The following is a 25,449-nucleotide window of genomic DNA, read 5'->3' on the forward strand; positions in this document are numbered from 1 at the left end:
CGCTGGTCCCCGGGTGCCCCGACCACCCCGGCTGCGAAGGGCCTGTAGTCGAATTTCCTTATGCCGCAGCGTGGTTCGGGTTCGATCCGGTGTCGGCCGTCACCGGCACCGGTCACCGGAGCTAGTTGGGTGGCGGCGGTGGTTGGGGTTGGAAGGGTTGGTACCATCACCATTGGGCGCGTTCGCCGGTGGGTCCCGGGCAGGGCGGCACGGCGGGCGGGGGTTCGCTGGGTGGGCGGGCCAACGATCCCGGGCGCAGCGGTTGGCCGGCGCCGTCGGTGACGGTGAGGGCGTCGGCGGGTCCGGTGAGGGTGAGCAGGCCGCGGGGGTGCAGCCGATGGTGGGGGGGGCAGACCAGGACGAGGTTGGCTAGTTCGGTGGGGCCGCCGTCTTCCCAGTGCCGCAGGTGATGGGCGTGCAGCCCCCGGGTGGCGCCGCACCCGGGGACGACGCACGCGCGGTCGCGGTGTTCCAGGGCGCGGCGAAGGCGGCGGTTGATCAGCCGGGTGGTCCGCCCGGCGCCAATGGGCTGGCCGTGACGTTCAAGCCAGACCTCGGCGGTGGCATCACAGGTCAGGTAGCGGCGTTCGGCGTCGGTGAGCAGTGGACCCAGATGCAGGGCGGCGGCGCGCTGCTCGACGTCGAGGTGCACCACCACGGTGGTGTGCTGCCCGTGGGGCCGGCGCGCGGCCTCGGCGTCCCATCCGGCCTCGATCAGGCGCACGAAGGCCTCGAGGCTGCCCGGATACGGGGGCCGCTGATCGCAGGGGTCCGCACCGTCACCGTGATCGCGCTTCCAGTCGGCGATCAGCGCCTCGCGATGCGAGGCCAGCGCGGCGTCGAATGTCGCGGCGTCCAGGGGGTCCAGGGTGATCCGATAGCAGCTGCCCGCCTGGGTGCTGGTCTTGGTCAGCGACGGCTGTGGTTTTGGCGAAGGGTCGGGTTCGGATCGCGGTTCGAGGTTGACCGCGGTGCGCAACTGCGTGACCGTCGCATAGGGGGCCAGCTGCGCGTAATGCTCATCGGAGCCCTGCCCGGCGCGCGCGGCGATCACCCCGAGCTGATCCAGCGACACCCGGCCCTCCCGCAGAAGGTCGATGCAGCGCGGGAACTCCTCGCGCCGGCCGGCGACGGCGGTGATCGTGTGGGCGTTGGCCGGTGAACAGCCGGTCTTCCACGCCACCAGCGCCGGCACCGACCGGGCCCCGGTCATCCCGCACAGTTGGTCGCGGTCGATCTCGGCCACGATCTCCACGATGCGCCCGTCAATCGCATTGCGCTGACCGCACAACTGCGCCAACTCCTGAAACAACACCTCCAGACGCTCGCTGGGGCTCACCCCCACAGCGGCAGTAGATGCGGTCGACGAAGACATGCCCGCATCATCACACCGACCACCGACAAGAAACGGACCACCCGACAAGGGCCCGTCGCCCGCCACGGATTGCGGTCACGCGCAGCCGGCCTAGGGCGTGACGAGGATCTTGCAGTGCCGCTCGGGGTCGGCGAGGTCGTCGAATGCCTGCCCGACTCCCTCCAGCCCGACCTCCCCGGTGATCAGCGGGGTGACGTCGATGTCGCCCTCGGCCAGCGCGCGCAGCGACTCGCCGAACTCCTCCGGGTTGTAGGCCAGCACGAACTGCACGTTGATCTCTTTGGCGATCGCGAAGAACGGGTGCACGGTGTCGGCCTGCATGCACACCCCGGCGACCACCAGCCGGGTGCCCGGCCGCGCCCGCAACAGCACGTCGTCGATGATGCCGGGCACCCCGACCGCCTCGAACACCACCGCGGGTTTGACGCTGTCGAACGGCGAGCCCTGGGCGGCATCCAGTGTCCGATGAGCGCCCATGGTTGCGGCCAGCTCGCGGCGCTTGGGTGAGAAGTCAGCGGCCACAATGGTTTCCACGCCACGAAGCTTCAGGGCGGCGATGATCGCGATGCCGATCGGGCCGCACCCCAACACCAGGGCGGTCTCGCCCGGTGCAACGTTGGACTTGTTGACGGCATGCAAGCCCACCGCCATGGGTTCGGTCAGGGCGGCATGCCTGAAGTCGAGCCCGTTCGGGATGGGCAGCAGCAGCGGCGCCGCGAGCAGCATCCGTTCGGCGTAGCCGCCCATCGTGCTGTTGCTGTAGACGATCGGCTCGACACCCTTGGCGGACAGCAACACCGGAATCGACGTGACCAGTGTTCCCGGCGCCGGGGCCTGCGTATCGGGTCCGGCCTCGAGCACTGCGGCGCTGAACTCGTGACCCATGAAGACGTCGCTGCCCAGATCGACGGTCATGCCCCCGCCGCCGCCGGCGACCCGGGCCGTCATCGACATCACCTCGTCGCCGTGGGCGGCGAAATGCAGGTCGGAACCGCAGATTCCGCACGCGCGCACGTCGACCAGAACCTGGCCCGGTCCGGGCACCGGCTCGGGCACGTCATCGCGATACACCATGCGGCCGTCGCGCAGGACCGCGGCGCGCATCAGTTGCTCCCGCCGGACTGTTCGGCGACGTGTTCGGTGATGGCTTTGATCACGGCCTCTCCGGCGCGGCCGATCAACTGGTCGCGCCGGCCCTTGGCCCAGTCGTGCGACGCGCGCGACGCCTCGAGCTGACCCTTGAAGTGTGGAATGACCTTGCGCGCCATCAGCTCATAGCAATGGTGTGTCGCTTCGGGCGAGGCCCAGTCGTGCCCGAGCATCAACAGCGTGCCGAAGCCGCCGGAGCGTTCGAGCAGGTCTTCGATGTGCGCGATCGCGTCGTCGGGCGTGCCGATGCAGCAATTACCCTTGGCCGCATAGTCTTCGACGAATTCGTAGGGAGTTTGGGTGGCGCCGTCGACGGAATTCGACAGCGGGACGAAGCCTGCCGCCCCGAAGTAGTCGGCAAAATCCTGCAGGCCGTAGGTGCAGTCGTTGATCGCCTGCTCGCGGGTGTCGGCGATGTGCATGATGCTCAGCACCCGCCAGTCGGCACGGTCGGGTTCGTCGCGGCCGACCTTGGCGGCCTGCTCGCGCACCACGTCCCAGGTGGTCTCCAGGGCGGCGTACCCGCCGGGGACCGACATCGACAGCGACAGCAGCGAGGTGCCCAGCGACCCGGCCAGCCGCGGTCCCGACGGGGAAATCATTGCCGCGGTGGATATTTCGGGGTATGGCCAGGTATACGGGCGGATGTGCAGCTGCGCGTCCCGCAGGGTGAACCAGTCGGAGTGCCGGTCGATCCGCTCGCTGGGCGCGGCGCGGAACAGCGCCAGGATCGCCTCGAGCGACTCCTGCATCATCCGCCGCTGCTCGACCGGGTCGATGCCCATCATGTACGCGTCGGACGGCAGGGCCCCGGGGCCCGTGCCGAACATGACCCGACCGCGGGTCAGGTGGTCCAGCAGCACCCAGCGGTCGGCCACCATGAGCGGATGGTGGTAGGGCAGCGAGACCACACCGGTGCCCAACCGGATGTGCTTGGTTCGCTCCGCGGCGACGGCGATGAAGACCTCCGGGCAGGCGATCAGTTCGTAGCCACCCGAGTGGTGCTCGCCGAACCAGGCCTCGTCGAAACCGAGGCGATCCAGCGCGACAACCCGCTCCAGGTCGTATTCCAAGGCGACGGTGGGGGATTGACCGGTCGGATGAAACGGCGTGACGAAGACGCCGAAACGCAGGGGCGGGGTCATCGCAGCTCCAATCCGTTGAGGAACTCCAGCAAGAGCGCATTCACCTCGTCCGGGCGCTCCTGCTGCAGCCAGTGTCCGGCGCCGTCGATCATCACCTGCCGATACGGGCCGGAGATCACCTCCGCGGCGCGGTCGGCGCGGGTGAAGCCCGACACCGGGTCGGCGGTCCCGGCCATAAAGAGCGACGGCACAGCAATTTTGGCGTCGGTGAGCTCGGCGGTGGTCTCCCAGTTGCGGTCGAGGTTGCGATACCAGTTGAGCCCACCCGTGAAACCCGTGCGGCTGAATTCGTCGACGTAGTGTTCGAGCTCGGCCTGGCTGATCCACTCGGGCAGCTCGTCGGGCTCCGACAGGCGATCGAGGAATCCCTCGGGACCGGGCGCAACCATGCGCATCGCCGCGGCCCCGTCGCCGGACAACCGCAGGCCGCCCATCATCAGACGCAGGGTGCGGGCGGGATCGGCATTGAGCTCCGCGTCGGCAACGCCGGGCTCCTGGAAATAGAGCATGTAAAAAAAGTTCTCCCCGAACAACTTCTGGAATGCCTGCGTCGGAGGCACTTTCGCGCGGGGCAGCGCCGGCACGCTGAGCGCGGCGACCGCCGCGACCCGGTCGGGGTGCAGGAGCGGGGCGTGCCACACCACGGGCGCCCCCCAGTCGTGCCCGATCCAGACGGCCCGCTCGGCGCCGACGTCGTCGAGCAGCCCCACCAGATCGGCCGTCAGCTCGTGGATGTTGTACGCCTCGATCGCATCCGGGCGCGACGAGCCGCCGTAGCCGCGTTGGTCGGGCGCGAGGACGTGGTATCCGGCCTCGGCCAGGACGGGGATCTGGTGTCGCCACGAGTAGGCCAATTCGGGAAAGCCGTGGGCGAGGACGACGACGGGGGCGCCGCGCTCTCCGGCTTCGGTCACCCGCAGCCGCACGCCATTGGTGTCGACTAACCGTTCGGTTGAAGGGGGCACCGTCACACCAAATCACAACGGGCCCCGGCTGAGAAGGGTCCGGCGAGATCGCAATGGCGTGGATTTCGGCGATATCGTGGTCGTTGCCGCGCATCATGGAAACGGCGGTGAAGGCGAGGTGGTGCAAGGATGCGGATGGACCACGTCGTCCTGTGGACGAAGGACGCGAGGGCGGCCGTCGATTTCTACTCCCGGGTGGTCGGCCTGACCCCGCTGCGCCTCAAAGAGTTCGAGGCCGGCGAGGCGCCGTTCCCGAGCGTGCGGGTGTGCGAGGAATCCATCATCGACCTGATGCCCATGAAGACGGCCCACGGTGCGGGGACGTTCGCCGACGGCGAAGGCGTCGCGGGCAACCGGGTCAACCACCTGTGTCTGGCGCTGTCCAAAGCCGAGTTCGACGCGCTGGATCGGCGTCTGCGGGCCGAAGGCGTCGATACCGGCGCCCGGAGGAACAGCAGCTTCGGCGCCCGGGGGTGGGCGCCGGAGGCCTTCTATTTCGCCGATCCCGACGGCAACGTGCTCGAAGCGCGCTATTACGAATGAGCCGGCCCGATCGCCGGCGCGGCATGGGAACCGTCGGTCGTTAGGCAGGTGGCGACCCGCTGCGCTCCGGCTCTCCCGGAGCAGGCGGTAGCCTGGACTTTTCCAGCTGTGTATCGGGAAGGAACCTGGCCTGCACGGCCGATGATCGATGAACCGAAAAAACTTGATCCGCACGCTGACGGCGATCGCCGTGGTGGTGGTGCTCGGCTGGTCGTTCTTCTACTTCAGCGATGACACCCGGGGCTTCAAGCCCGTGGACACCTCCGTGGCGATGGCCCAGATCAACGGCGACAACGTCAAGAGCGCGCAGATCGACGACCGCGAGCAGCAGCTGCGGTTGACCCTGAAGAAGCCCAACAACGACACCGACAACTCCGACAAGGTCATCACCAAGTTCCCCAGCGGGTACGCCGTCGACCTGTTCAACGCGCTGAGCGCAAAGAACGCCAAGGTCAACACCGTCGTCAACCAGGGCAGCATCCTGGGCGAGCTGCTGGTGTACGTGTTGCCGCTGCTGTTGCTGGTCGGCCTTTTCGTCATGTTCTCCCGGATGCAGGGCGGCGCCCGGATGGGCTTCGGGTTCGGCAAGTCGCGGGCCAAGCAGCTGTCCAAGGACATGCCCAAGACCACGTTCGCCGACGTCGCGGGTGTGGACGAGGCGGTCGAGGAGCTCTACGAGATCAAGGACTTCCTGCAGAACCCGGGCCGCTACCAGGCGCTGGGCGCCAAGATCCCCAAGGGCGTGCTGCTCTACGGGCCGCCCGGAACGGGCAAGACGTTGCTGGCCCGCGCCGTCGCCGGTGAGGCCGGGGTTCCGTTCTTCACGATTTCAGGCTCGGACTTCGTCGAGATGTTCGTCGGCGTCGGCGCCTCCCGCGTGCGGGACCTCTTCGAGCAGGCCAAGCAGAACAACCCGTGCATCATCTTCGTCGACGAGATCGACGCGGTCGGCCGCCAGCGCGGCGCGGGCCTGGGCGGCGGCCACGACGAGCGCGAGCAGACGCTGAACCAGCTGCTGGTCGAGATGGACGGCTTCGACCCGCGGGCCGGCGTCATCCTCATCGCCGCCACCAACCGGCCCGACATCCTGGACCCGGCGCTGCTGCGGCCCGGCCGATTCGACCGGCAGATCCCTGTGTCCAACCCGGACCTGGCGGGCCGGCGCGCGGTCCTGGCGGTGCACTCCAAGGGCAAGCCGATCGCGCCGGACGCCGACCTGGACGGGCTGGCCAAGCGCACGGTCGGCATGACCGGAGCCGACCTGGCCAACGTGATCAACGAGGCGGCGCTGCTGACCGCCCGCGAGAACGGCACCGTCATCACCAGCGCCGCGCTGGAGGAGGCGGTGGACCGGGTGATCGGCGGCCCGCGCCGCAAGGGCCGGATCATCAGCGAGCAGGAGAAGAAGATCACCGCCTACCACGAGGGTGGCCACACCCTGGCGGCGTGGGCGATGCCGGACATCGAGCCGATCTACAAGGTGACGATCCTGGCCCGCGGCCGCACGGGCGGCCACGCCGTCGCGGTGCCCGAGGAGGACAAGGGCCTGCGCACCCGTTCGGAGATGATCGCCCAGCTGGTGTTCGCGATGGGCGGGCGCGCCGCCGAGGAACTGGTCTTCCGCGAGCCCACCACGGGCGCGGTGTCGGACATCGAACAGGCGACCAAGATCGCGCGGGCGATGGTCACCGAGTTCGGCATGAGCTCCAAGCTCGGCGCCGTGAAGTACGGCACCGAGCACGGCGACCCGTTCCTGGGCCGGACCATGGGCACGCAGGCGGACTACTCGCACGAGGTCGCCCGCGACATCGACGACGAGGTGCGCAAGCTGATCGAGGCGGCGCACACCGAGGCCTGGGAGATCCTCACCGAATACCGCGACGTCCTCGACACCCTGGCCGGTGAGCTGCTGGAGAAGGAAACCCTGCACCGCCCCGAGCTGGTAGGCATCTTCGCCGACGTCGAGAAGCGGCCCCGGCTCACCATGTTCGACGACTTCGGCGGCCGCATCCCCTCCGACAAGCCCCCCATCAAGACCCCGGGCGAGCTGGCCATGGAGCGCGGCGAGCCGTGGCCCCCGCCCGTCCAGGAGCCGGCCTTCAAGGCGGCCATCGCGCGCGCGAGCCAGGCCGCCGAGGCCGCGCGGGCCGAAGCCGAACGAAACTCCAACGGCGGCAACGGTTCCCACGGCCACGGGAATCACCAAGAAGCTCGCCAGGGCGTTCCGCACGGCGCGACGCAGCCGGACTACGGCGCCCCCGCCGGCTGGCGGGCGCCGGGATGGCCGCCCCAGGAGCAAGAGCCCGGTTGGCGCCCGCCGCACTATGCGCCGCAATACCCACCGCAATATTCGCCGCAGCCGGGGCAACAGCCGCACCGGCAGCAGGGTCCCTACCAGCAGCAGCCCCCGTGGCCGCAGCCGGGCTACCCGGGTCCGGCTCAGCCGTCGTATCCGCCCTATCCGCCGTATCCGCCACCTGGCCAGCCCGCGCCGAATGCCGGAAAATCTTCCGATCAGCAGGACGAAGACGTGAGCCGGTCCAACCCGCCGGCCCACGGCTGACCGAACTGGAGGATTCGATGGCCTTACCGAGTTGGGAGCCGGACACCGCGACCCCGCCGGCCAGGGTGTTCGACCAGGACCGCGCCGAGGCCGCGGTCCGCGAGCTGCTCGAGGCGATCGGCGAGGATCCAAACCGGGACGGCCTGCGGGAGACCCCGGCCCGCGTCGCGCGCGCCTACCGGGAGGTGTTCGCCGGTTTGTACACCGATCCCGACGCCGTGCTGAACACCATGTTCGACGAGCAGCACGACGAGTTGGTGCTGGTCAAGGAGATCCCGCTGTATTCGACCTGCGAGCATCACCTGGTTTCGTTCCACGGGGTGGCGCACGTCGGCTACATCCCCGGCACGGACGGCAGGGTGACCGGACTGTCGAAGATCGCCCGGCTGGTCGACCTGTACGCCAAGCGGCCTCAGGTGCAGGAGCGCCTCACCAGCCAGATCGCGGATGCCCTGGTGAAGAAGCTCGATCCGCGCGGCGTCATCGTCGTGATCGAGGCCGAGCACCTGTGCATGGCGATGCGCGGCGTCCGCAAACCCGGCGCCACCACCACGACGTCGGCGGTGCGCGGTCAGTTCAAGACCAGCGCCGCGTCCCGAGCCGAAGCGCTCGATCTCATCCTGCGTAAGTGAGTCCGGCGCCTGTGCAGGTAATGGGTGTTCTGAACGTCACGAACGACTCGTTCTCCGACGGCGGCCGCTATCTCGATGCCGACGACGCCGTCGCGCACGGCCTGGCGCTGGCGGCCGAGGGCGCGGGAATCGTCGACGTCGGCGGGGAGTCCACCCGGCCCGGTGCCGCGCGGATCGACGCCCGGGTGGAGGCGTCGCGCGTCGTTCCCGTCGTCAAAGACCTTGCCGCCCAAGGCATTACCGTGAGTATCGACACCATGCACGCCGATGTGGCGCGGGCGGCGCTGGAGAGCGGGGCGGGGATCGTCAACGACGTGTCCGGCGGCCGCGCCGACCCGGCGATGGCGCCGCTGGTGGCCGAGGCCGGCGTCGGGTGGGTCCTCATGCACTGGCGCCCGGTGCTTTCCGACCGGCCGCACCGGGCGCCCCGCTACCACGACGTGGTGGCCGAAGTCCGCGCCGAGCTGCTGGCGGGCGTCGACGACGCGGTGGCCGCCGGTGTCGACCCGGCCAACCTGGTGATCGACCCCGGGCTCGGATTCGCCAAGACGGGCCGCGACAACTGGGCGCTGCTGCACGCCCTGCCGCAGCTGGTCGAGACCGGGATCCCGGTGCTGCTGGGTGCGTCGCGCAAGCGGTTCCTCGGCACGCTGCTGGCCGGGCCCGACGGATCGCCCCGCCCGCCCGACGGACGGGAGACGGCGACGGCGGTGATCTCGGCGCTGGCCGCCCTGCACGGGGCTTGGGGGGTGCGCGTGCACGACGTGCGGGCGTCGGTCGACGCCCTCAAGGTCGTCGGGGCCTGGACCCGGCCCGAGACCCGGACCGAAACGGCCGGCGACGATGGCTGATCGAATCGAGCTGCGCGGCTTGACGATGCGCGGCCGGCACGGGGTGTTCGAGCACGAGCGCGTCGACGGGCAGGACTTCGTCGTCGATATCACCGTGTGGATCGACCTGGCCGACGCCGCCGCGAGCGACGACCTTGCCGACACCTACGACTACGCCGCCCTGGCCCAGCTGGCGGCCGACGTCGTCGCCGGGCCCGCGCGCAACCTGATCGAGGGGGTCGGCGGGGAAATCGCCGACAAGGTCATGGCCGACCGCCGCGTGCACGCGGTCGAGGTGACCGTGCACAAGCCACAGGCCCCGATACCGCACCGATTCGACGACGTCGCGGTGGTGACCCGGCGGTCGCGCCGCGGCGGGCGCGGGTCGGTCATCCCCGCGGGCGGGGCGCTATGACGCGCGTGGTGCTGTCGATCGGGTCCAACCTCGGCGACCGGCTGACCCGCCTGCAGTCGGTGGTCGACGGCCTCGGTGGCGCGGTGCTCAAAGTCTCGCCGGTGTACGAGACGGACCCGTGGGGCCGGGTGGACCAGGCGCCGTTCCTCAACGCGGTGCTCATCGCCGACGACCCGGCGTGCGACGGGCAGGGTTGGTTGCGCCGGGCGCAGGCGTTCGAGCGCGCCGCGGGGCGGGTGCGCGGCCAGAAGTGGGGGCCGCGCACGCTCGACGTCGACCTGATCGCCTGTTACGAGACCGGCCCGGCCGGCGAGGTCGAAGTCACGTCACGCGAGAACAACCTCACGTTGCCGCACCCGCTGGCCCACCTGCGCGCCTTCGTGTTGGTGCCGTGGCTTGACATCGACCCCGACGCCCGGCTGACCGTCGCCGGCGGTCCGCGCCCGGTCGCCGGCCTGCTCGCCGAGCTGGACCCCGCCGACCGCGACGGTGTCCGCCCCGCAAAACTCACGTTGGCACTGAAACCGGACGACTGATGGGGCCGACCAGGAAGCGCGACCTGACGGCCGCGGTGGTCGCGGCGGCGGTGATCGGCTACCTGCTGGTGACCGCGCTGTACCGCTGGTTTCCGCCGATCACGTTCTGGACGGGGCTGTCGCTGCTGGCGGTGGCCGTCGGGGAGGCCCTGTGGGCACGTCACGTGCGGGCCAAGATCAGCGACGGCGAAATCGGCCTCGGTCCCGGCTGGCTGCACCCGCTCGCGGTGGCGCGCAGCCTCGTGGTCGCCAAGGCCTCGGCCTGGGTGGGTGCGCTGATGCTCGGTTGGTGGGTGGGGTTGCTGGTGTACTTCCTGCCGCGGCGGTCCTGGCTGCGCGCCGCGGCCGAGGACACGGGCGGCACGACGGTGGCGGCCGTGAGCGCGCTGGCGCTGGTCGTCGCCGCGCTGTGGCTGCAACACTGCTGCAAATCCCCGCCGGACCCCACCGAGCACCCCGAGGGCGCAGAAACCTAGCGGCCCCCGGGGGCGTTGCGGGCGCGGGCGCGGGCCCGACGGTTTTCGAGGCCCCTCGGAGGCGTGCGGCGTTTCCGGGGAGTGCTGCGAGAATCGCCGAACCGGCGCGACACGCGGATTGACCTCGCACAGGTACAGTCAGGCCATGACCGTTCTGTCCCGCGGCGCCCGGGTTCGGCGCGGCGGCCGCAGGCCGGGCTGGGTGCTCTTGACGGCGTTGCTGGTGCTCGCAATCTGCGCCAGTTCCGCGCTGGTTTTCACCGATCGGGTGGAACTTCTCAAGCTCGCCGTGATCCTGGCGCTGTGGGCCGCGGTTGCCGGCGCCTTCGTGTCGGTCCTCTACCGCCGGCAGAGCGACGCGGACCAGGCCCGCGTCCGCGACCTCAAGCTCGTCTACGACCTGCAGCTGGACCGGGAGATCTCGGCCCGCAGGGAGTACGAGCTCACCGTCGAGTCGCAGCTGCGCCGCGAGCTGGCCTCCGAACTGCGCGCCCAGGCCGCCGACGACCTGGCCGCGCTGCGGGCGGAGCTGAACTCGTTGCGGACCAGCCTGGAGATTCTGTTCGACACCGATCTGCAGGAACGCCCCGCGCTGGAGACCTTCGACACCGAACCACCGGCCGAGCGCGCGTACAGCGAATGGGAACGAAACGGCGAGCGCCCCCACACGGCGCCCGCCGACTGGGTGTCCAGCGACCGGGTCACCTCGTCCGCCGAGTCGGTGCACCGGGACAACGCGCCGGGCCGCAGCGACGAAACGGCCATCATCGACGTGCCCGAGGAACCGCTGCTGCCGCCCCGCCAGCAGCCACCGGCCCGGGAGCGTGTCCGCTATGCGCCGGGCTGGCCTCAGGAGCCCGCCGCATACGTTGCCCCGCCCGAGCCCGAGCCGAGATTCGAACCGCGCCACGAGCCGCCCCCGCCCGCGCCGGAACGGCAACCGCAGATGCAGGGCTGGCAGCCGGCGCCCACGACCGGCCTCTGGTTGCCGCCGGGTGCGCCCGACAGCAACTGGGCGCGGCCCCACCACCTGCGCCCCGGCACCGCGGCGCCGACGGCGCGGAAGGCTCGGAGGGGGCGTCGGAAACCGGTGGGCAGTCGGTGGCTGAGCTATTGGCGCGGCTTCAGGTGCAGCCTTCCGGGGGCGGACGGCGGCGTCGCCGCGAGAGCTGACGCCCCTCTTCAGGGACCGATCGACTACAGTTTTCAGTGACCGTCCGGTACCCCATCAAGGACATCCAGGGACCGGAACGCACGAAATACAGGTGAGGTCGTCTGCGATGGTGCAGTTCGACGGTTCGCGCCCGGCCAGGCTCGACGGGCTGCGACCGGCCAGACTTCAGGTCGGGATCATCTCCGCCGGTCGCGTGGGAACCGCGCTCGGTGTGGCGCTGGAGCGCGCCGATCACGTCGTGGTGGCGTGCAGCGCGATCTCCCGCGCCTCCCGCCGGCGGGCGCAGCGCTGGCTGCCCGACACCCCGGTGACCGCGCCGCAGGAAGTGGCGGCCAACGCCGAGCTGCTCGTCCTGTCGGTCCCGGACAGCGAACTGCCCGGCCTGGTGGCGGGCCTGGCCGCGACGTCCTCGGTGCGGCCGGGCACGATCGTCGTCCACACCTCCGGTGCGAACGGGGTGGGCATCCTCGAGCCCCTGACGCCCGACTGCATACCGTTGGCGATCCACCCCGCGATGACCTTCACCGGATCCGACGAGGACGTCAGCCGGCTGCCGGACACCTGCTTCGGGATCACCGCGGCCGACGACGTCGGGTACGCCATCGGGCAGTCGCTCGTCCTGGAGATGGGCGGGGAACCGTTCTGCGTCCGGGAGGAAGCCCGGGTGCTCTACCACGCCGCCCTGGCCCACGCGAGCAACCACCTCGTCACGGTCCTGGCCGACGCGCTCGAGGCGTTGCGGACCGCCCTGCGCGGAGACGAACTGCTCGGCCAGCAACTCGTGGACGATCAGCCCGGCGGGCTCGCCGAACGCATCGTCGGCCCGCTGGCCCGCGCGGCGCTGGAGAACACGCTCCAGCGCGGCCAGGCCGCGCTCACCGGCCCGGTGGCCCGCGGTGACGCGGCCGCGGTCGCCGGGCACCTCAGGGCGCTCGAGCGGGTGGATCCCCAACTGGCGCAGGCGTATCGGGTGAACGCCCTGCGCACCGCCAGGCGTGCCCACGCCCCCGACGACGTCCTCGAGGTGCTGGCGCGATGAGTCCCTCGGGCGCCAAGCCGCCCGCCTTCAAGGCCGGCGAACTCAACGTGTACGCGCGGCCGCGCTACGTCAGCGACGTCGCTCGCGCGCTGCGCCACACCGGCCGCCGGGTGATGCTGGTGCCCACCATGGGGGCGCTGCACGACGGGCACCTCGCGCTGGTCCGCGCCGCCAAGCGGGTCCAGGGCTCGGTGGTCGTGGTCTCGATATTCGTCAACCCGCTGCAGTTCGGAGCCGGGGAAGACCTCGACGCCTACCCCCGCACCCTCGACGACGACCTCGCGCTGCTGCGCGCCGAGGGCGTGGAGATCGTCTTCGCGCCGACCGCCGCGGCGATGTATCCCGACGGCCTGCGCACCACCGTGCAGCCGGGACCGCTGGCGGCCGAGCTGGAGGGCGGCGTCCGGCCCACACACTTCTCCGGCGTGCTGACCGTGGTGTGCAAGCTGCTGCAGATCGTGCGCCCCGACCGGGTGTTCTTCGGCGAGAAGGACTACCAGCAGCTGGTGCTGATCCGGCAGATGGTCGCCGACCTCAACGTCGACGTCGACGTGATCGCGGTGCCCACCGTCCGGGAATCGGACGGGCTGGCGATGTCGTCGCGCAACCGCTACCTGGACCCGGCGCAGCGGGAGGCGTCGGTGGCGCTGTCGGCGGCGCTGACGGCGGGGGCACACGCCGCGCACGACGGACCGCAGGCCGCGGTGGCGGCGGCGCGCGCCGTGCTCGAGGCCGTGCCCGGCCTGACGGTCGACTACCTGGAGCTGCGCGACCCCGACCTCGGTCCGCTACAGCCCGACCGGCCCGGCCGGCTGCTGGTCGCCGCCCGCCTCGGCGCGACCCGGCTGTTGGACAACGTCGCGATCACCATCGGAACTTCGCCGGCACCCGTGGGGCCGGACGGATATCGGCACACCCTCGAATCACCTGGGAGGAATTGATGTTACGGACCATGTTGAAGTCGAAGATCCATCGCGCCACCGTCACCCAGGCGGACCTGCACTACGTCGGCTCGGTGACCATCGACGCCGACCTGATGGACGCCGCGGACCTGCTCGAAGGCGAACAGGTCACCATCGTCGACATCGACAACGGCGCCCGGCTGGTCACCTACGCCATCACCGGCGAGCGCGGTTCCGGCGTCATCGGGATCAACGGCGCCGCAGCCCATCTCGTCCACCCCGGCGACCTGGTCATCCTCATCGCCTACGGCACCATGGAGGACGCGGAAGCGCGCGCCTACGAGCCGAGCATCGTGTTCGTCGACGCCGACAACAAGCCGGTGGACCTGGGGCACGACCCGGCGTTCGTGCCGGCCTTGGAAATACCAGGGGCTTCGGGTCTGCTCGATCCCCGGATCGGCGTGGGATAGACGTGCTGCTGGCCATCGACGTCCGCAACACCCACACCGTCGTCGGACTGATATCCGGATCCAAGGAGCACGCGAAGGTCGTGCAGCAGTGGCGGATTCGCACCGAATCGGAGGTCACCGCCGACGAATTGGCGCTCACCATCGACGGGCTGATCGGGGACGATTCCGACCGGCTCACCGGCGCGTCCGCCCTGTCGACCGTCCCGTCGGTGCTGCACGAGGTGCGGGTCATGCTCGACCAGTACTGGCCGTCGATGCCGCATGTGCTGATCGAGCCGGGAGTGCGAACCGGCATCCCGCTGCTCGTCGACAATCCCAAACAAGTGGGCGCCGACCGGATCGTCAACTGCCTGGCGGCGTTTCACAAGTTTGGTGGGGCTGCGATCGTCGTCGACTTCGGATCCTCGATCTGCGTGGACCTGGTGTCGGCGAAAGGGGAATTTCTGGGCGGTGCGATCGCGCCCGGGGTGCAGATTTCCTCGGACGCCGCCGCCGCCCGCTCCGCGGCCCTGCTCCATGTCGAACTCGCACGGCCCCGGTCAGTTGTCGGCAAGAACACCGTCGAATGCATGCAGGCGGGTGCGGTGTTCGGGTTCGCCGGGTTGGTCGACGGGTTGGTGCAGCGCATCCGCGAGGACGTGGATGGTTTCTCGGGCGACGACGTCGCGGTCGTGACGACCGGACACACCGCGCCGCTGCTGCTGCCCGAGCTGCGCACCGCCAACCACTATGACCAGCACCTGACCCTGCACGGCCTGGGGCTGGTCTTCGAGCGCAACCGCGACGTCCAGCGCGGCCGCCTGAAGACGGCACGCTGAGCCGGGCGTTTGTTCCACCCCGACTCTGCGTACGGGGCGGCCGTCGCGGCGGTCTGACCGCCGTGGGCGCAGGCTCGGCGCCGTCAGCGCAGGCCCGGCCGCCTGTCATTTAAGCTGGCACGTCGTGAGCGCCGCCGATCCGACCGACCTTCCCGAGCAGTTTCAGATCCGCCGGGACAAGCGCGCTCGCCTGTTGGCCGAGGGAATCGAGCCGTACCCGGTCGCCGTCGAGCGCACCCACACCCTGGCCGAGGTCCGCGCCGCCCACGCCGACCTGCCGGTCGACACCGCGACCGACGACGTCGTCGGAGTGGCGGGCCGGGGGGTCTTCGCGCGCAATTCCGGGAAATTGTGCTTCGCGACCCTCCAGGAGGGCGACGGCACCACCCTGCAGGTGATGATCAGCCTGGACAAGGTCGGCAGGGACGCCCTCGACGCGTGGAAAACCGACGTCGACCTGGGTGACATCGTCTACGTGCACGGCACCGTGATCAGCTCGCGACGGGGCGAATTGTCCGTGCTCGCCGATTCCTGGCGGATGGCCTCCAAGTCGCTGCGGCCGCTGCCCGTCGCGCACAAGGAGATGAGCGAAGAGTCCCGGGTGCGCCAGCGTTACGTCGACCTGATCGTCCGGCCCCAGGCGCGGACGGTGGCCCGTCAGCGAATCGCCGTTATCCGCGCTATCCGCAACGCGCTCGAGCGACGCGGCTTTCTGGAAGTCGAAACCCCAATGTTGCAGACCCTCGCCGGTGGCGCGGCGGCCCGGCCGTTCGTCACGCATTCCAATGCTCTCGACATCGATCTGTACCTACGGATCGCGCCGGAACTGTTCCTCAAGCGCTGCGTCGTCGGCGGTTTCGACCGGGTTTTCGAACTAAATCGGGTGTTCCGAAACGAGGGCGCCGATTCTACCCATTCTCCGGAATTCTCCATGCTCGAGACGTACCAGAGCTACGGAACCTATGACGATTCCGCTGCCATGACTCGCGAGCTTATTCAAGAGGTCGCCGACGAGGCGATCGGAACCCGACAACTGCCGCTGCCCGACGGCAGTGTCTACGACATAGACGGGGAATGGGCCTCCATACAAATGTATCCGTCGCTGTCGGCGGCGCTCGGCGAAGAGATCACGCCGGAGACGTCGGTGGAGCGGCTGTGGGCCATCGCGGACCGGCTGGGCGTGGAGATTCCCTCCGACCGCGGTTACGGGCACGGCAAGCTGGTGGAAGAACTATGGGAGCACGCCGTCGGAGACAAGCTGAGCGCCCCGACCTTCGTCAAGGACTTCCCTGTCGAGACAACGCCTTTGACCCGTCAGCACCGGAGCGTCGCGGGGGTCACCGAAAAGTGGGACCTCTATGTGCGCGGCGTCGAACTGGCGACCGGGTACTCGGAGTTGAACGATCCGGTCGTCCAGCGGGAGAGGTTTGCCGCGCAGGCCCGCGCCGCCGCGGCCGGCGATGACGAGGCTATGCTGCTCGATGAAGACTTTCTGGCCGCGCTCGAGTACGGGATGCCGCCATGCACCGGAACCGGAATGGGTATCGATCGGTTGTTGATGTCATTGACCGGACTGTCAATTCGGGAGACAGTTTTGTTCCCGATTGTTCGGCCGCACTCGTAGCGCAAACTTGAACTGTGCGTGACCGCGCTGGATTGAGTATGCTGCGTACTTATGGCAGATTAGTTACCGGGGAGGTCTGTCCTCAGACTGCTCAGCAACTGCACAGGACGAAACGCGAGGGTAAGCCAATGGCAAAAAAAGTGACCGTCACCTTGGTCGATGATTTTGACGGTGCGGGCGCAGCCGACGAAACGGTCGAATTCGGGCTTGACGGGGTCACCTATGAGATTGATCTTACGTCGAAGAATGCCGCGAAACTGCGCAACGATTTGAAGCAATGGGTCGCGGCCGGCCGCCGGGTAGGCGGCAGGCGCCGTGGGCGTTCGGGCACCGGCCGGGGCCGTGGCGCGATCGACCGCGAGCAGAGCGCCGCGATCAGGGAGTGGGCGCGCCGTAACGGGCACAACGTGTCCACCCGCGGCCGCATCCCGGCCGACGTCATCGACGCATTCCACGCCGCAACCTGACAAACGGTTCACCGGCGCCCGGGCCACCCAGGCCGGGCGCCGGTGCCTTTTCGCCGCGAGCGTAAAGATCGCGGGGCCGGCGGTGAAACGAATCGGTGGTTTGCCACGTTTCTTCAAGTACGGCGCTGTCGCAGGGGGAATTTTCCCGGTACGGCCAAGCGGATCCCGCAACGGCAGGAACCGTGAGTTAGGCCCCCTGGCAAGCCGACCATTACAGTGGAAGCCGGGTATGCGTGTCGGCCCATGCGCCGGCGATGAGGGTGTACCGATGGTGAGGGAGAGCAGGTAACCACCGATGTTTGAAAGATTCACCGACCGTGCCCGCAGGGTCGTCGTCCTGGCGCAGGAAGAGGCCCGGATGCTCAACCACAATTACATCGGCACCGAGCACATCCTGTTGGGTTTGATTCACGAGGGCGAAGGCGTCGCGGCGAAGTCGCTGGAGTCGCTGGGCATCTCGCTCGAGGGGGTTCGCAGCCAGGTCGAGGAGATCATCGGCCAGGGCCAGCAGGCGCCGTCGGGCCACATTCCGTTCACGCCCCGCGCCAAGAAGGTGCTTGAGCTCAGCCTGCGTGAGGCGCTGCAGCTGGGCCACAACTACATCGGCACCGAGCACATCCTGCTCGGCCTCATCCGCGAGGGTGAGGGCGTGGCGGCCCAGGTGCTGGTGAAGCTCGGCGCCGAGCTGACCCGCGTGCGCCAGCAGGTGATCCAGCTGCTGAGCGGCTACCAGGGCAAGGAGGCCGCGGAGGCCGGCACCGGTGGCCGCGGCGGCGAGTCCGGCAGCCCGTCGACGTCGCTGGTGCTCGACCAGTTCGGTCGCAACCTGACGGCCGCCGCGATGGAGGGCAAGCTGGACCCGGTCATCGGCCGTGAGAAGGAAATCGAGCGGGTGATGCAGGTGCTGAGCCGGCGCACCAAGAACAACCCGGTGCTGATCGGCGAGCCCGGCGTCGGAAAGACCGCGGTCGTCGAGGGACTGGCGCAGGCCATCGTCCACGGCCAGGTTCCCGAGACGCTGAAGGACAAGCAGCTCTACACGCTGGACCTCGGTTCGCTGGTCGCCGGCTCGCGCTACCGCGGTGACTTCGAGGAACGCCTGAAGAAGGTGCTCAAGGAGATCAACACCCGCGGCGACATCATCCTGTTCATCGACGAGCTGCACACCCTGGTGGGTGCCGGTGCCGCCGAGGGCGCGATCGACGCAGCGTCGATCCTCAAGCCCAAGCTGGCCCGCGGCGAGCTGCAGACGATCGGCGCCACCACGCTCGACGAGTACCGCAAGTACATCGAGAAGGACGCCGCCCTGGAGCGCCGGTTCCAGCCGGTGCAGGTGGGCGAGCCGACGGTCGAGCACACCATCGAGATCCTCAAGGGCCTGCGCGACCGCTACGAGGCGCACCACCGGGTCTCGATCACCGACTCGGCGCTGGTGGCCGCCGCCACCCTGGCCGACCGGTACATCAACGACCGCTTCCTGCCGGACAAGGCGATCGACCTCATCGACGAGGCCGGTGCACGGATGCGGATCCGCCGGATGACCGCTCCGCCAGACCTGCGCGAGTTCGACGAGAAGATCGCCGAGGCGCGCCGGGAGAAGGAGTCGGCGATCGACGCCCAGGACTTCGAGAAGGCGGCCAGCCTGCGCGACCGGGAGAAGCAACTGGTGGCGCAGCGGGCCGAGCGCGAGAAGCAGTGGCGCTCCGGTGATCTCGACGTGGTCGCCGAGGTCGACGACGAGCAGATCGCCGAGGTGCTGGGCAACTGGACCGGCATCCCGGTGTTCAAGCTCACCGAGGCCGAGACGACCCGCCTGTTGCGGATGGAGGACGAGCTGCACAAGCGGATCATCGGCCAGGAGGACGCCGTCAAGGCGGTCTCCAAGGCGATCCGCCGCACGCGCGCCGGGTTGAAGGACCCCAAGCGTCCGTCGGGTTCGTTCATCTTCGCCGGCCCGTCCGGCGTCGGTAAGACCGAGCTGTCCAAGGCGCTGGCGAACTTCTTGTTCGGCGACGACGACGCCCTCATCCAGATCGACATGGGCGAGTTCCACGACCGCTTCACCGCGTCGCGGCTGTTCGGCGCCCCGCCCGGGTACGTCGGTTACGAGGAGGGCGGCCAGCTCACCGAAAAGGTTCGGCGCAAGCCGTTCTCGGTGGTGCTGTTCGACGAGATCGAGAAGGCTCACCAGGAGATCTACAACAGCCTGTTGCAGGTCCTCGAGGACGGCCGGCTCACCGACGGCCAGGGCCGCACGGTGGACTTCAAGAACACCGTGCTGATCTTCACGTCCAACCTCGGCACGTCCGACATCTCCAAGCCGGTCGGGCTGGGCTTCACGCAGAGTGGCGGTGACAACAACTACGAGCGGATGAAGCAGAAGGTCAACGACGAGCTGAAGAAGCACTTCCGGCCGGAGTTCCTCAACCGCATCGACGACATCATCGTCTTCCACCAGCTGACTCGCGACGAGATCATCCAGATGGTCGACCTGATGATCACCCGGGTCGGCAACCAGCTCAAGGCCAAGGACATGGCCATGGAGCTGACCGACAAGGCGAAGTCGTTGCTGGCCAAGCGCGGGTTCGACCCCGTGCTGGGTGCTCGCCCGCTGCGGCGCACCATCCAGCGCGAGATCGAGGACCAGCTCTCGGAGAAGATCCTGTTCGAGGAGGTCGGTCCCGGCCAGGTGGTCACGGTCGACGTGGACAACTGGGACGGTGAGGGCGCCGGCGAGGACGCCGTCTTCACCTTCACCGGTACCCGCAAGCCGCCGGCCGAACCGGATCTGGCGAAGGCCGGGGCGCACAGCGCAGACCCGCAATAGCCCGGATAACGGAAGCCCGGAACGGGCGGTTGATCTCTGTCGGGATTGACCGCCCGTTTTCGTTTGCTCTTCAAGGAAGTCAGGACGCCTTCTCCCAGATGGGCGCGGGCTTCAAGGCCATGTTCGGCGGCGAGCTGGCCGGGATGACGAAGAACCTCGCGGAGAAATACACCGCGAGCCAGCTGGGCTACGGGGCACCGCCGCCGCAGCAATGACCCGGGGTCTACACTGACCAAGTCCTGACGGGCAACGGAATCTGGTGAAACTCCAGAACGGTCGCGCCACTGTCTACAGTCAGACCCGACGCCCGTCTCTTCCAGCGGGGACGCGATATCCCCGGAAGGAGCGATGGTGTCTCACCCTCAGCAGTCCTCTTCACGCATCCGATCCGTCGATGTGTCGGCGGCCTCCGCCGTCGTCTGGCTCGCGGCGACCGCCTTCCTGGCGCTGCTGGCGTTGTACTTCGTCGGCGTCGACCAGGGCGCGGTGTCGCTGTTCGGCAGCGACTCCCACGTCCACGAATTCGTCCACGACGCACGGCATCTGCTCGGCTTCCCCTGCCACTGACACGTGGAGAAACGCCTGATCGGGCGCGGAGTACTCGCGGGCGTGATCGGCGCGGTGGCGGCGTTCGTGTTCGCCCGCCTGTGCGCCGAGCCCGCCATCGGCCGCGCCATCGCCTACGAGGACGGCCGGCTCGACGCCGAGAATGCGCACGGCGTGCACGAGCATGGCGCCGAGTTGTACTCCCGTGGGGTGCAGGCCACCGCGGGGCTGGGTTTCGGCATGCTGATCTTCGGTGTGGCGATGGGAGCGCTGCTGGCCGTGCTGTTCTGCGTGGTCGCTTCGCGCTTCAAAGGCGTTGCGCCCCGGGGTCTCTCGCTGCTTCTGGCGGCGGGGACCTTCGGCGCGGTGTATGTGGTGCCGTTTGTCAAGTATCCGCCGAATCCGCCGGCGGTCGGTCAGGCCGATACGATCGGCGCCCGCACCGGCTGGTACCTGGTGACGGTTCTGGCGTCGGTGGTGTGTGCGGTTGCGGCGGTGTGGCTGGCGCGGCGGCTGAGCGTCCGGCTCGGCGCATGGAACGCGCGGCTAGTCGCGGCGGGTGGGTACGTCGTCGCGATCGTCCTTGTCATGGCCGCGCTTCCGGCGGTGGACGAGACGCCCCCGCCGATGCGCGATACGACGGGCGCGATCACCTATCCCGGCTTTCCCGCCGATGTGCTCTATGAGTTCAGACTGGTTTCGCTGGCTACGCAATTGGTGCTCTGGGCCGCCATCGGGCTGGTCTTCGCGACCCTCGCCGGGCGGGTGTTGGAGGAACGGGCCGTCAGCGCTCGCGCGTGAGTGAGGTCGGCCGCCTGACGCTGGTGGCGCACGCCTTGACCGACGCATGGCCGCCGGGCGCTTCCCCGCCGACGAACCGCTGAATTCCGTCGGGCTTCGCCAGGTGAAACCCCTTGATGGCCGGCGGGACCGCCGTCACCTCACCGGGCGGGAGCGGCGCACCGGCCAGACCGCCGATTTGCTCGGGCTGCAGGCGATCACCGAGCCCCGCCTTGCCGATCTCGACTGCGGACGGTGGCGCGGCGAACCGCTTTCGGCCGTCTGTGCCGCCGAACTCCAGGTGTGGTTGACCGAACCTGACCGGGCACCGCACGGCGGCGAGTCGATCGTGGACCTGATCGAGCGTGTGGCGAACTGGCTGGAGTCCCTCAACGAGTCCACGGTGGCGGTGACCCATCCGGCGGTGATCCGCGCGGCGATCCTGCACGCGCTCGGAGCGCCACCAAACGCGTTCTGGCGCATCGATGTTGCACCCGTCAGTCGAACGGTGCTGCATTTTCGCAGCGACCGCTGGACGCTGCGGCTGTGAGTCATCGCGGCGCGATGAGCGCAAATACCTGCCTGGCTACCTGAAGCATCCACCCGGTCACGATCGGGCCGTGATCGCGTGGCCAGTTCAGCTGGAAGCTGACCACCCAGGGCTGTTGGGTCTTGTCGACGGCGTACCAGCTGAAGGTCAAATCGCCCGGCAGGCCGCCGGCTTTGGCCCCGATGTACGGCCAGATTTCGCGATCCAACTGGATCCCCGAAACCGCGGAGAGAATCTGTCGAACCGGTGCGGCGGCGCCCACGGCGTCGGCCTGCAGCGCCGCGTGCACCCGGCAGATGTCCCCGGCGGTGCCGTACCATTCGGCGCCATAGGACGACGCGGGGGAGTGCGCCCGAAACGGATCCGGCTGATAGGGAGTCGAATTGGCCTGCGCCAGCAGCCGGGCCCGCGTTTGCGGCGATCCCTGCTTCCACTGGTCACGCAGATCCGGTTGACCCCAGCCGACGGAGAACAGTTCGTACATCGTGGGGAAGGGCGTCATGCTGGCCGGGTCGTGATGACCGGCGGTGACCAGCGCCTGCTCGATCGCGTGCGTGCCCATCCTGTTGATGAGCAGGTCAGTCGCCATGTTGTCGCTGGTTGCGATCATCTTCTCGGCTGCCGTGCGAACCGAAACCTGTGCCCCCGTGGGCAATTGGAGGCCCGACGATCCGACCGCCCTGCTCTTGTCGGTGACCGTGAGCTGGTCGTCCCACGACACCGTTCCATTCTTGACCGCAACCGCCAGGGCGTGCAGCACATACAACTTGAAAATCGATGCCAGCGGCAGGGATTCACCGGTGTTGGTGCCGGCGACCGGGTCGCACCGGCCCTGGTCGACCTTGGCGACCTGGTAGGAGTAGCGGGCACCGGTCTTGGCCAGCACCGCGTCGACGTCATGCCACGAGGAGACCTTCGGTGGCTGGGTGTCCACGTCGAACCTGTCGACCCGGCCGTCGTCGTCGGTGTGGATGCGGATGTCTTGTTGGGCGCCGTAGGAGGAGATGAGGTGCAGGGTCGCCACGCTGGCGCCGATGTCCACGCCGGAGAGGGTGAACGGACGGTCCCACCACAGCCGCTCCATGGTGTTGTCGACGGAGTCCACCTTGTCGGGCGCGGCGAGTGTGCCCACTCCGACCGGCCCGATGGGCCAGTCCGAGTTGAGCATGTCCACCGTCTGCTGGGCCCGCAGCCCCGGGGGAGTGCGGGTGTCGATCGCCCGGCCCGGATTGGCCGCCTTCGCTTCCGGGGAAGGCGGCGGCGCGCATCCGGGCGTCAAGGTCGCCGCCAGCGCGGCGACGGCGCCGAGCGCGACCAGGCGCCGAGCGGACCGCCCGCTAGCCCTCCTGCTTTTTACCGGCAACGTCCATCACAACCTCGAACTCCAGCAGGGACGCCCCGGTGGCCACCGGGTTGGCCCGCTCGCCGGCGTGGGCGTGCACGGCGGGACCCTTCGCCCACGCCTGGAACGCCTCTTCGGACTCCCACTGCGTCACCACGAAGTAGCGGTTCTCGCCCTTGACCGGGCGCAGCAGCTGAAACCCGAGGAAACCGGGCTGGTTGTCGACCGCGTGCGCTCGGTGGGCGAACCGCTTCTCCAGCTCCGGGCCTGCGTCCGCGGGTACCTCGATGGCATTGATCTTCACCACTGGCGACATGCCGCCAGGTTACCGCGTTCCACCGCCCGTCCGACCGCCGGGCGGGCCGCGCAAGATAGTGCCATGGCCACCGATTTGTTGACCTGCCGCGGCGGGGAAGGCGAGCCATTGGTACTGGTGCACGGCCTGATGGGCCGCGGAACCACGTGGTCGCGTCAAACGCCGTGGCTGACTCGGCTGGGCGCGGTGTACACCTACGACGCCCCGTGGCACCGCGGTCGCGACGTCGACGACCCGCATCCCGTCAGCACCGAACGGTTCGTCGCCGACCTGGCCGAGGCGGTCGGGGCGTTGGGCGTGCCCGTCCGGCTGGTGGGGCATTCGATGGGCGCCCTGCACGCGTGGTGCCTGGCCGCCGAGCGCCCCGACCTGGTTTCGGCGCTGGTGATCGAGGACATGGCGCCCGATTTCCGCGGGCGCACCACCGGTCCCTGGGAGCCCTGGCTGCACGCCCTCCCGGTCGAATTCGAGACCGCCGACCGGGTCCTCGCCGAGTTCGGGGCCGTCGCCGGGCAGTACTTCCTGGACGCCTTCGACCGCACCGCCACCGGCTGGCGGCTGCACGGTCACACCTCGCGCTGGATCGAGATCGCGGCCGAATGGGGCGGACGCGACTACTGGGAGCAGTGGCGGGCGGTGGGGGCGCCCGCCCTGCTCCTGGAGGCGGGCAACTCGGTCACGCCGCCGGGGCAGATGCGCGCGATGGCCGAGAGGTCCGCGCCGACCACGTATCTGCGCGCCGACCGGGCCGGGCACCTGATCCACGACGAGGCGCCCCAGGCCTACCGGGACGCTGTCGAGTCGTTCCTGGCGGGGCTGGGTTCGAGCCCGCGCTGACGGCGCCGAGCCTGCGCCCAGGGTGCGTCTTCGCGCGATTGTGTCGCCGTGAGCGCAGTCTCGGCGAGGCCCCGCCAATCGACTGCGCGCGGCGGCCGTCCTCGATTCGCGAAGCGTTTTACGCGAATCACGGTGTAGTACCATTTCGTCGTGGACGCTGCTCAGAAACTCCGGCCCGCAGTGAAGCCCGATACCGACGCGGCCGGCCGCACGTGGACCTTCCTCACCAACCACGCGCATGTCTTGTTATGCGTGTCCACGAACGAGTCGTTGACCGCTCGCGAACTGGCGCTGCGAATCGGCATCACCGAGCGCTCCGTGCAGGCGATTCTGACGGACCTCACCGAAGAGGGCTACCTCTCGAAATCGAAGGTGGGCCGGCGAAACGTGTACAAGCTCAACCCGCGGGGCAGGCTGCGCCATCCGCTGGAATCCAGCCATACCGTCGGTGAACTCGTCGCTGCGCTCTCGTGATTTTGTGATCGCTCGCGAAAGGCCACCGCTTACACGCACTCCAAGAGCGTTGCGTCGCTTACCGAAACGTCGCCGAAGGTCGCGCAGGCCCGGATCGGGGCGGCGCCGTCACCGCTCATGAGGCAGACGATCGCCGACTGTCCCCTGTCGACGGCGCCGGCGATGATCGGCGACTTGTGCAGCAGCGACGCACCGGTGCTGACGGCGTGGGCGGCGGCCAGCTCGTCGGCGGTGTCGATGCTCCCGCCGACCCGGGTGAGCGAGGATATGGCCTGCTCGACCACCATCCTGGCGGCACCGTCGGGGAAGCTGACGTTCTTCCAGGCAGTGAGCGCCATCTCCATCGCCGCGCAGTTCTCGTGGCCGACAACGACAATCAGCGGTGTCTTGAGCGTACCGACGGCATACTCCATTGTGGCCAGCGCGCCGCTGTCGATGACGTGGCCCCAGGTGCTGACGTCGATGAGTGAGCCCCGGTCCTGGCCGAGCAGCGCCTCGCTCGGGGTGCACGCGTCCGCGCAACGGAACACCGCCGCGAAGGGCGCGTGCACGTCCGCGGAAGGGGAGCCCGACGGCTTGGTGGCACAGAAGCGCCGGTTGCCGGCCCGCAGGAGGCTCCAGGCGGTTGAGGGGTTGGACATGACGATTTCCTTT

At 69.1% G+C, this 25,449-nt stretch carries 25 protein-coding genes and 3 pseudogenes; 21 read left to right on the forward strand and 7 right to left on the reverse strand.

The genetic code is table 11. The features are described 5' to 3' along the window. Positions 1 to 166 precede the first annotated feature (166 nt). The 4 genes from BN971_RS11750 to BN971_RS11765 all read right to left on the reverse strand — a co-directional run bounded on the left by BN971_RS11750 (position 167) and on the right by BN971_RS11765 (position 4,634). Positions 167 to 1,375, reverse strand: coding sequence for an HNH endonuclease signature motif containing protein (locus tag BN971_RS11750; RefSeq protein WP_090350120.1), 1,209 nt, complete (start codon positions 1,373 to 1,375; stop codon positions 167 to 169). A gap of 90 nt (positions 1,376 to 1,465) precedes the next feature. Then, complete coding sequence (locus BN971_RS11755) at positions 1,466 to 2,479, reverse strand: zinc-binding dehydrogenase (protein ID WP_085182824.1); 1,014 nt, start codon at positions 2,477 to 2,479, stop codon at positions 1,466 to 1,468. Further along, positions 2,479 to 3,669, reverse strand: a complete 1,191-nt coding sequence (locus tag BN971_RS11760; RefSeq protein WP_085182823.1) for an LLM class flavin-dependent oxidoreductase — start codon at positions 3,667 to 3,669, stop codon at positions 2,479 to 2,481. Before BN971_RS11760 ends, BN971_RS11755 begins: the two co-directional genes overlap by 1 nt. Further along, positions 3,666 to 4,634 carry an alpha/beta fold hydrolase gene (locus BN971_RS11765; protein WP_090350205.1) on the reverse strand — a complete coding sequence of 323 codons (969 nt, stop codon included), beginning with the start codon at positions 4,632 to 4,634 and terminating at the stop codon, positions 3,666 to 3,668. Before BN971_RS11765 ends, BN971_RS11760 begins: the two co-directional genes overlap by 4 nt. Positions 4,635 to 4,763: 129 nt before the next feature. Here BN971_RS11765 and BN971_RS11770 point away from each other — a divergent pair, with 129 nt between their 5' ends. From BN971_RS11770 to BN971_RS11860, 19 genes and pseudogenes are all read left to right on the forward strand, one after another. Then, positions 4,764 to 5,177 (forward strand): VOC family protein, encoded by a 414-nt coding sequence (locus BN971_RS11770; protein WP_085182821.1) that lies wholly within the window; start codon positions 4,764 to 4,766, stop codon positions 5,175 to 5,177. 148 nt (positions 5,178 to 5,325) lie between these two features. After that, a complete protein-coding gene (gene ftsH, locus BN971_RS11775) occupies positions 5,326 to 7,740 on the forward strand; it encodes an ATP-dependent zinc metalloprotease FtsH (protein WP_085182820.1) in 2,415 nt (804 codons plus the stop codon). Between the two features lie 17 nt (positions 7,741 to 7,757). Further along, on the forward strand, positions 7,758 to 8,372 hold the full coding sequence (gene folE, locus BN971_RS11780; protein WP_085182819.1) for a GTP cyclohydrolase I FolE: 615 nt from the start codon (positions 7,758 to 7,760) through the stop codon (positions 8,370 to 8,372). Continuing rightward, the gene (gene folP, locus BN971_RS11785) at positions 8,369 to 9,223 is read left to right on the forward strand and encodes a dihydropteroate synthase (RefSeq protein ID WP_090350122.1); all 855 of its coding nucleotides are present in this window, start codon (positions 8,369 to 8,371) and stop codon (positions 9,221 to 9,223) included. The genes folE and folP overlap by 4 nt, the downstream gene beginning before the upstream one ends. Continuing rightward, complete coding sequence (gene folB, locus BN971_RS11790) at positions 9,216 to 9,617, forward strand: dihydroneopterin aldolase (RefSeq protein WP_085182817.1); 402 nt, start codon at positions 9,216 to 9,218, stop codon at positions 9,615 to 9,617. The genes folP and folB overlap by 8 nt, the downstream gene beginning before the upstream one ends. Next, positions 9,614 to 10,153, forward strand: a complete 540-nt coding sequence (folK, locus tag BN971_RS11795; RefSeq protein WP_085182816.1) for a 2-amino-4-hydroxy-6-hydroxymethyldihydropteridine diphosphokinase — start codon at positions 9,614 to 9,616, stop codon at positions 10,151 to 10,153. Before folB ends, folK begins: the two co-directional genes overlap by 4 nt. Further along, on the forward strand, positions 10,153 to 10,629 hold the full coding sequence (locus tag BN971_RS11800; RefSeq protein WP_085182815.1) for a DUF3180 domain-containing protein: 477 nt from the start codon (positions 10,153 to 10,155) through the stop codon (positions 10,627 to 10,629). Before folK ends, BN971_RS11800 begins: the two co-directional genes overlap by 1 nt. Positions 10,630 to 10,774: 145 nt before the next feature. Beyond that, a pseudogene (locus tag BN971_RS11805) lies at positions 10,775 to 11,802 on the forward strand (DUF6779 domain-containing protein). Positions 11,803 to 11,909: 107 nt separating this feature from the next. Next, complete coding sequence (locus BN971_RS11810) at positions 11,910 to 12,842, forward strand: Rossmann-like and DUF2520 domain-containing protein (RefSeq protein ID WP_085182813.1); 933 nt, start codon at positions 11,910 to 11,912, stop codon at positions 12,840 to 12,842. Next, positions 12,839 to 13,783, forward strand: a complete 945-nt coding sequence (gene panC / locus BN971_RS11815; RefSeq protein WP_085182812.1) for a pantoate--beta-alanine ligase — start codon at positions 12,839 to 12,841, stop codon at positions 13,781 to 13,783. Before BN971_RS11810 ends, panC begins: the two co-directional genes overlap by 4 nt. Further along, entirely contained in the window at positions 13,783 to 14,214 is a 432-nt protein-coding gene (gene panD / locus BN971_RS11820; RefSeq protein ID WP_085182811.1) for an aspartate 1-decarboxylase, read from the forward strand. Before panC ends, panD begins: the two co-directional genes overlap by 1 nt. Positions 14,215 to 14,216: 2 nt before the next feature. Beyond that, entirely contained in the window at positions 14,217 to 15,032 is an 816-nt protein-coding gene (locus tag BN971_RS11825; RefSeq protein ID WP_085182810.1) for a type III pantothenate kinase, read from the forward strand. 124 nt (positions 15,033 to 15,156) lie between these two features. Continuing rightward, positions 15,157 to 16,656, forward strand: a complete 1,500-nt coding sequence (gene lysS / locus BN971_RS11830; RefSeq protein WP_090350123.1) for a lysine--tRNA ligase — start codon at positions 15,157 to 15,159, stop codon at positions 16,654 to 16,656. Positions 16,657 to 16,784: 128 nt separating this feature from the next. Beyond that, positions 16,785 to 17,123 carry a histone-like nucleoid-structuring protein Lsr2 gene (lsr2, locus tag BN971_RS11835; protein WP_085182808.1) on the forward strand — a complete coding sequence of 113 codons (339 nt, stop codon included), beginning with the start codon at positions 16,785 to 16,787 and terminating at the stop codon, positions 17,121 to 17,123. A gap of 295 nt (positions 17,124 to 17,418) precedes the next feature. Continuing rightward, positions 17,419 to 19,950, forward strand: coding sequence for an ATP-dependent protease ATP-binding subunit ClpC (gene clpC1, locus BN971_RS11840; protein WP_085182807.1), 2,532 nt, complete (start codon positions 17,419 to 17,421; stop codon positions 19,948 to 19,950). Positions 19,951 to 20,027: 77 nt separating this feature from the next. Then, positions 20,028 to 20,114, forward strand: a pseudogene (locus tag BN971_RS26655) (YbjQ family protein); the annotation flags it as partial. 187 nt (positions 20,115 to 20,301) lie between these two features. Beyond that, positions 20,302 to 20,517, forward strand: coding sequence for a CbtB domain-containing protein (locus BN971_RS11850; protein WP_085182871.1), 216 nt, complete (start codon positions 20,302 to 20,304; stop codon positions 20,515 to 20,517). Between the two features lie 3 nt (positions 20,518 to 20,520). Continuing rightward, positions 20,521 to 21,297: a CbtA family protein gene (locus tag BN971_RS11855; RefSeq protein ID WP_085182805.1), complete on the forward strand. Its 777-nt coding sequence runs from the start codon at positions 20,521 to 20,523 to the stop codon at positions 21,295 to 21,297. Beyond that, positions 21,294 to 21,826 (forward strand): annotated as a pseudogene (locus tag BN971_RS11860) (histidine phosphatase family protein). Before BN971_RS11855 ends, BN971_RS11860 begins: the two are co-directional and overlap by 4 nt. Before the next feature lies 1 nt (position 21,827). Here the strand turns inward: BN971_RS11860 and BN971_RS11865 are convergent. Both BN971_RS11865 and mhuD read right to left on the reverse strand, forming a co-directional pair. Next, positions 21,828 to 23,189, reverse strand: coding sequence for a serine hydrolase (locus tag BN971_RS11865; RefSeq protein ID WP_085182804.1), 1,362 nt, complete (start codon positions 23,187 to 23,189; stop codon positions 21,828 to 21,830). Beyond that, the gene (gene mhuD, locus BN971_RS11870) at positions 23,164 to 23,484 is read right to left on the reverse strand and encodes a mycobilin-forming heme oxygenase MhuD (protein ID WP_085182870.1); all 321 of its coding nucleotides are present in this window, start codon (positions 23,482 to 23,484) and stop codon (positions 23,164 to 23,166) included. The genes BN971_RS11865 and mhuD overlap by 26 nt, the downstream gene beginning before the upstream one ends. A gap of 63 nt (positions 23,485 to 23,547) precedes the next feature. Here mhuD and BN971_RS11875 point away from each other — a divergent pair, with 63 nt between their 5' ends. Both BN971_RS11875 and BN971_RS11880 read left to right on the forward strand, forming a co-directional pair. Then, a complete protein-coding gene (locus BN971_RS11875) occupies positions 23,548 to 24,321 on the forward strand; it encodes an alpha/beta fold hydrolase (RefSeq protein ID WP_085182803.1) in 774 nt (257 codons plus the stop codon). 150 nt (positions 24,322 to 24,471) lie between these two features. Further along, complete coding sequence (locus BN971_RS11880) at positions 24,472 to 24,795, forward strand: helix-turn-helix transcriptional regulator (protein WP_085182802.1); 324 nt, start codon at positions 24,472 to 24,474, stop codon at positions 24,793 to 24,795. A 29-nt stretch (positions 24,796 to 24,824) separates the two neighbouring features. Here BN971_RS11880 and BN971_RS11885 read toward each other — a convergent pair whose 3' ends face one another. Next, positions 24,825 to 25,436 (reverse strand): carbonic anhydrase, encoded by a 612-nt coding sequence (locus BN971_RS11885; protein ID WP_085182801.1) that lies wholly within the window; start codon positions 25,434 to 25,436, stop codon positions 24,825 to 24,827. Between the last annotated feature and the right edge of the window lie 13 nt (positions 25,437 to 25,449).

It is taken from the genome of Mycobacterium bohemicum DSM 44277 (assembly GCF_001053185.1).
GTDB classification, from domain to species: domain Bacteria; phylum Actinomycetota; class Actinomycetes; order Mycobacteriales; family Mycobacteriaceae; genus Mycobacterium; species Mycobacterium bohemicum.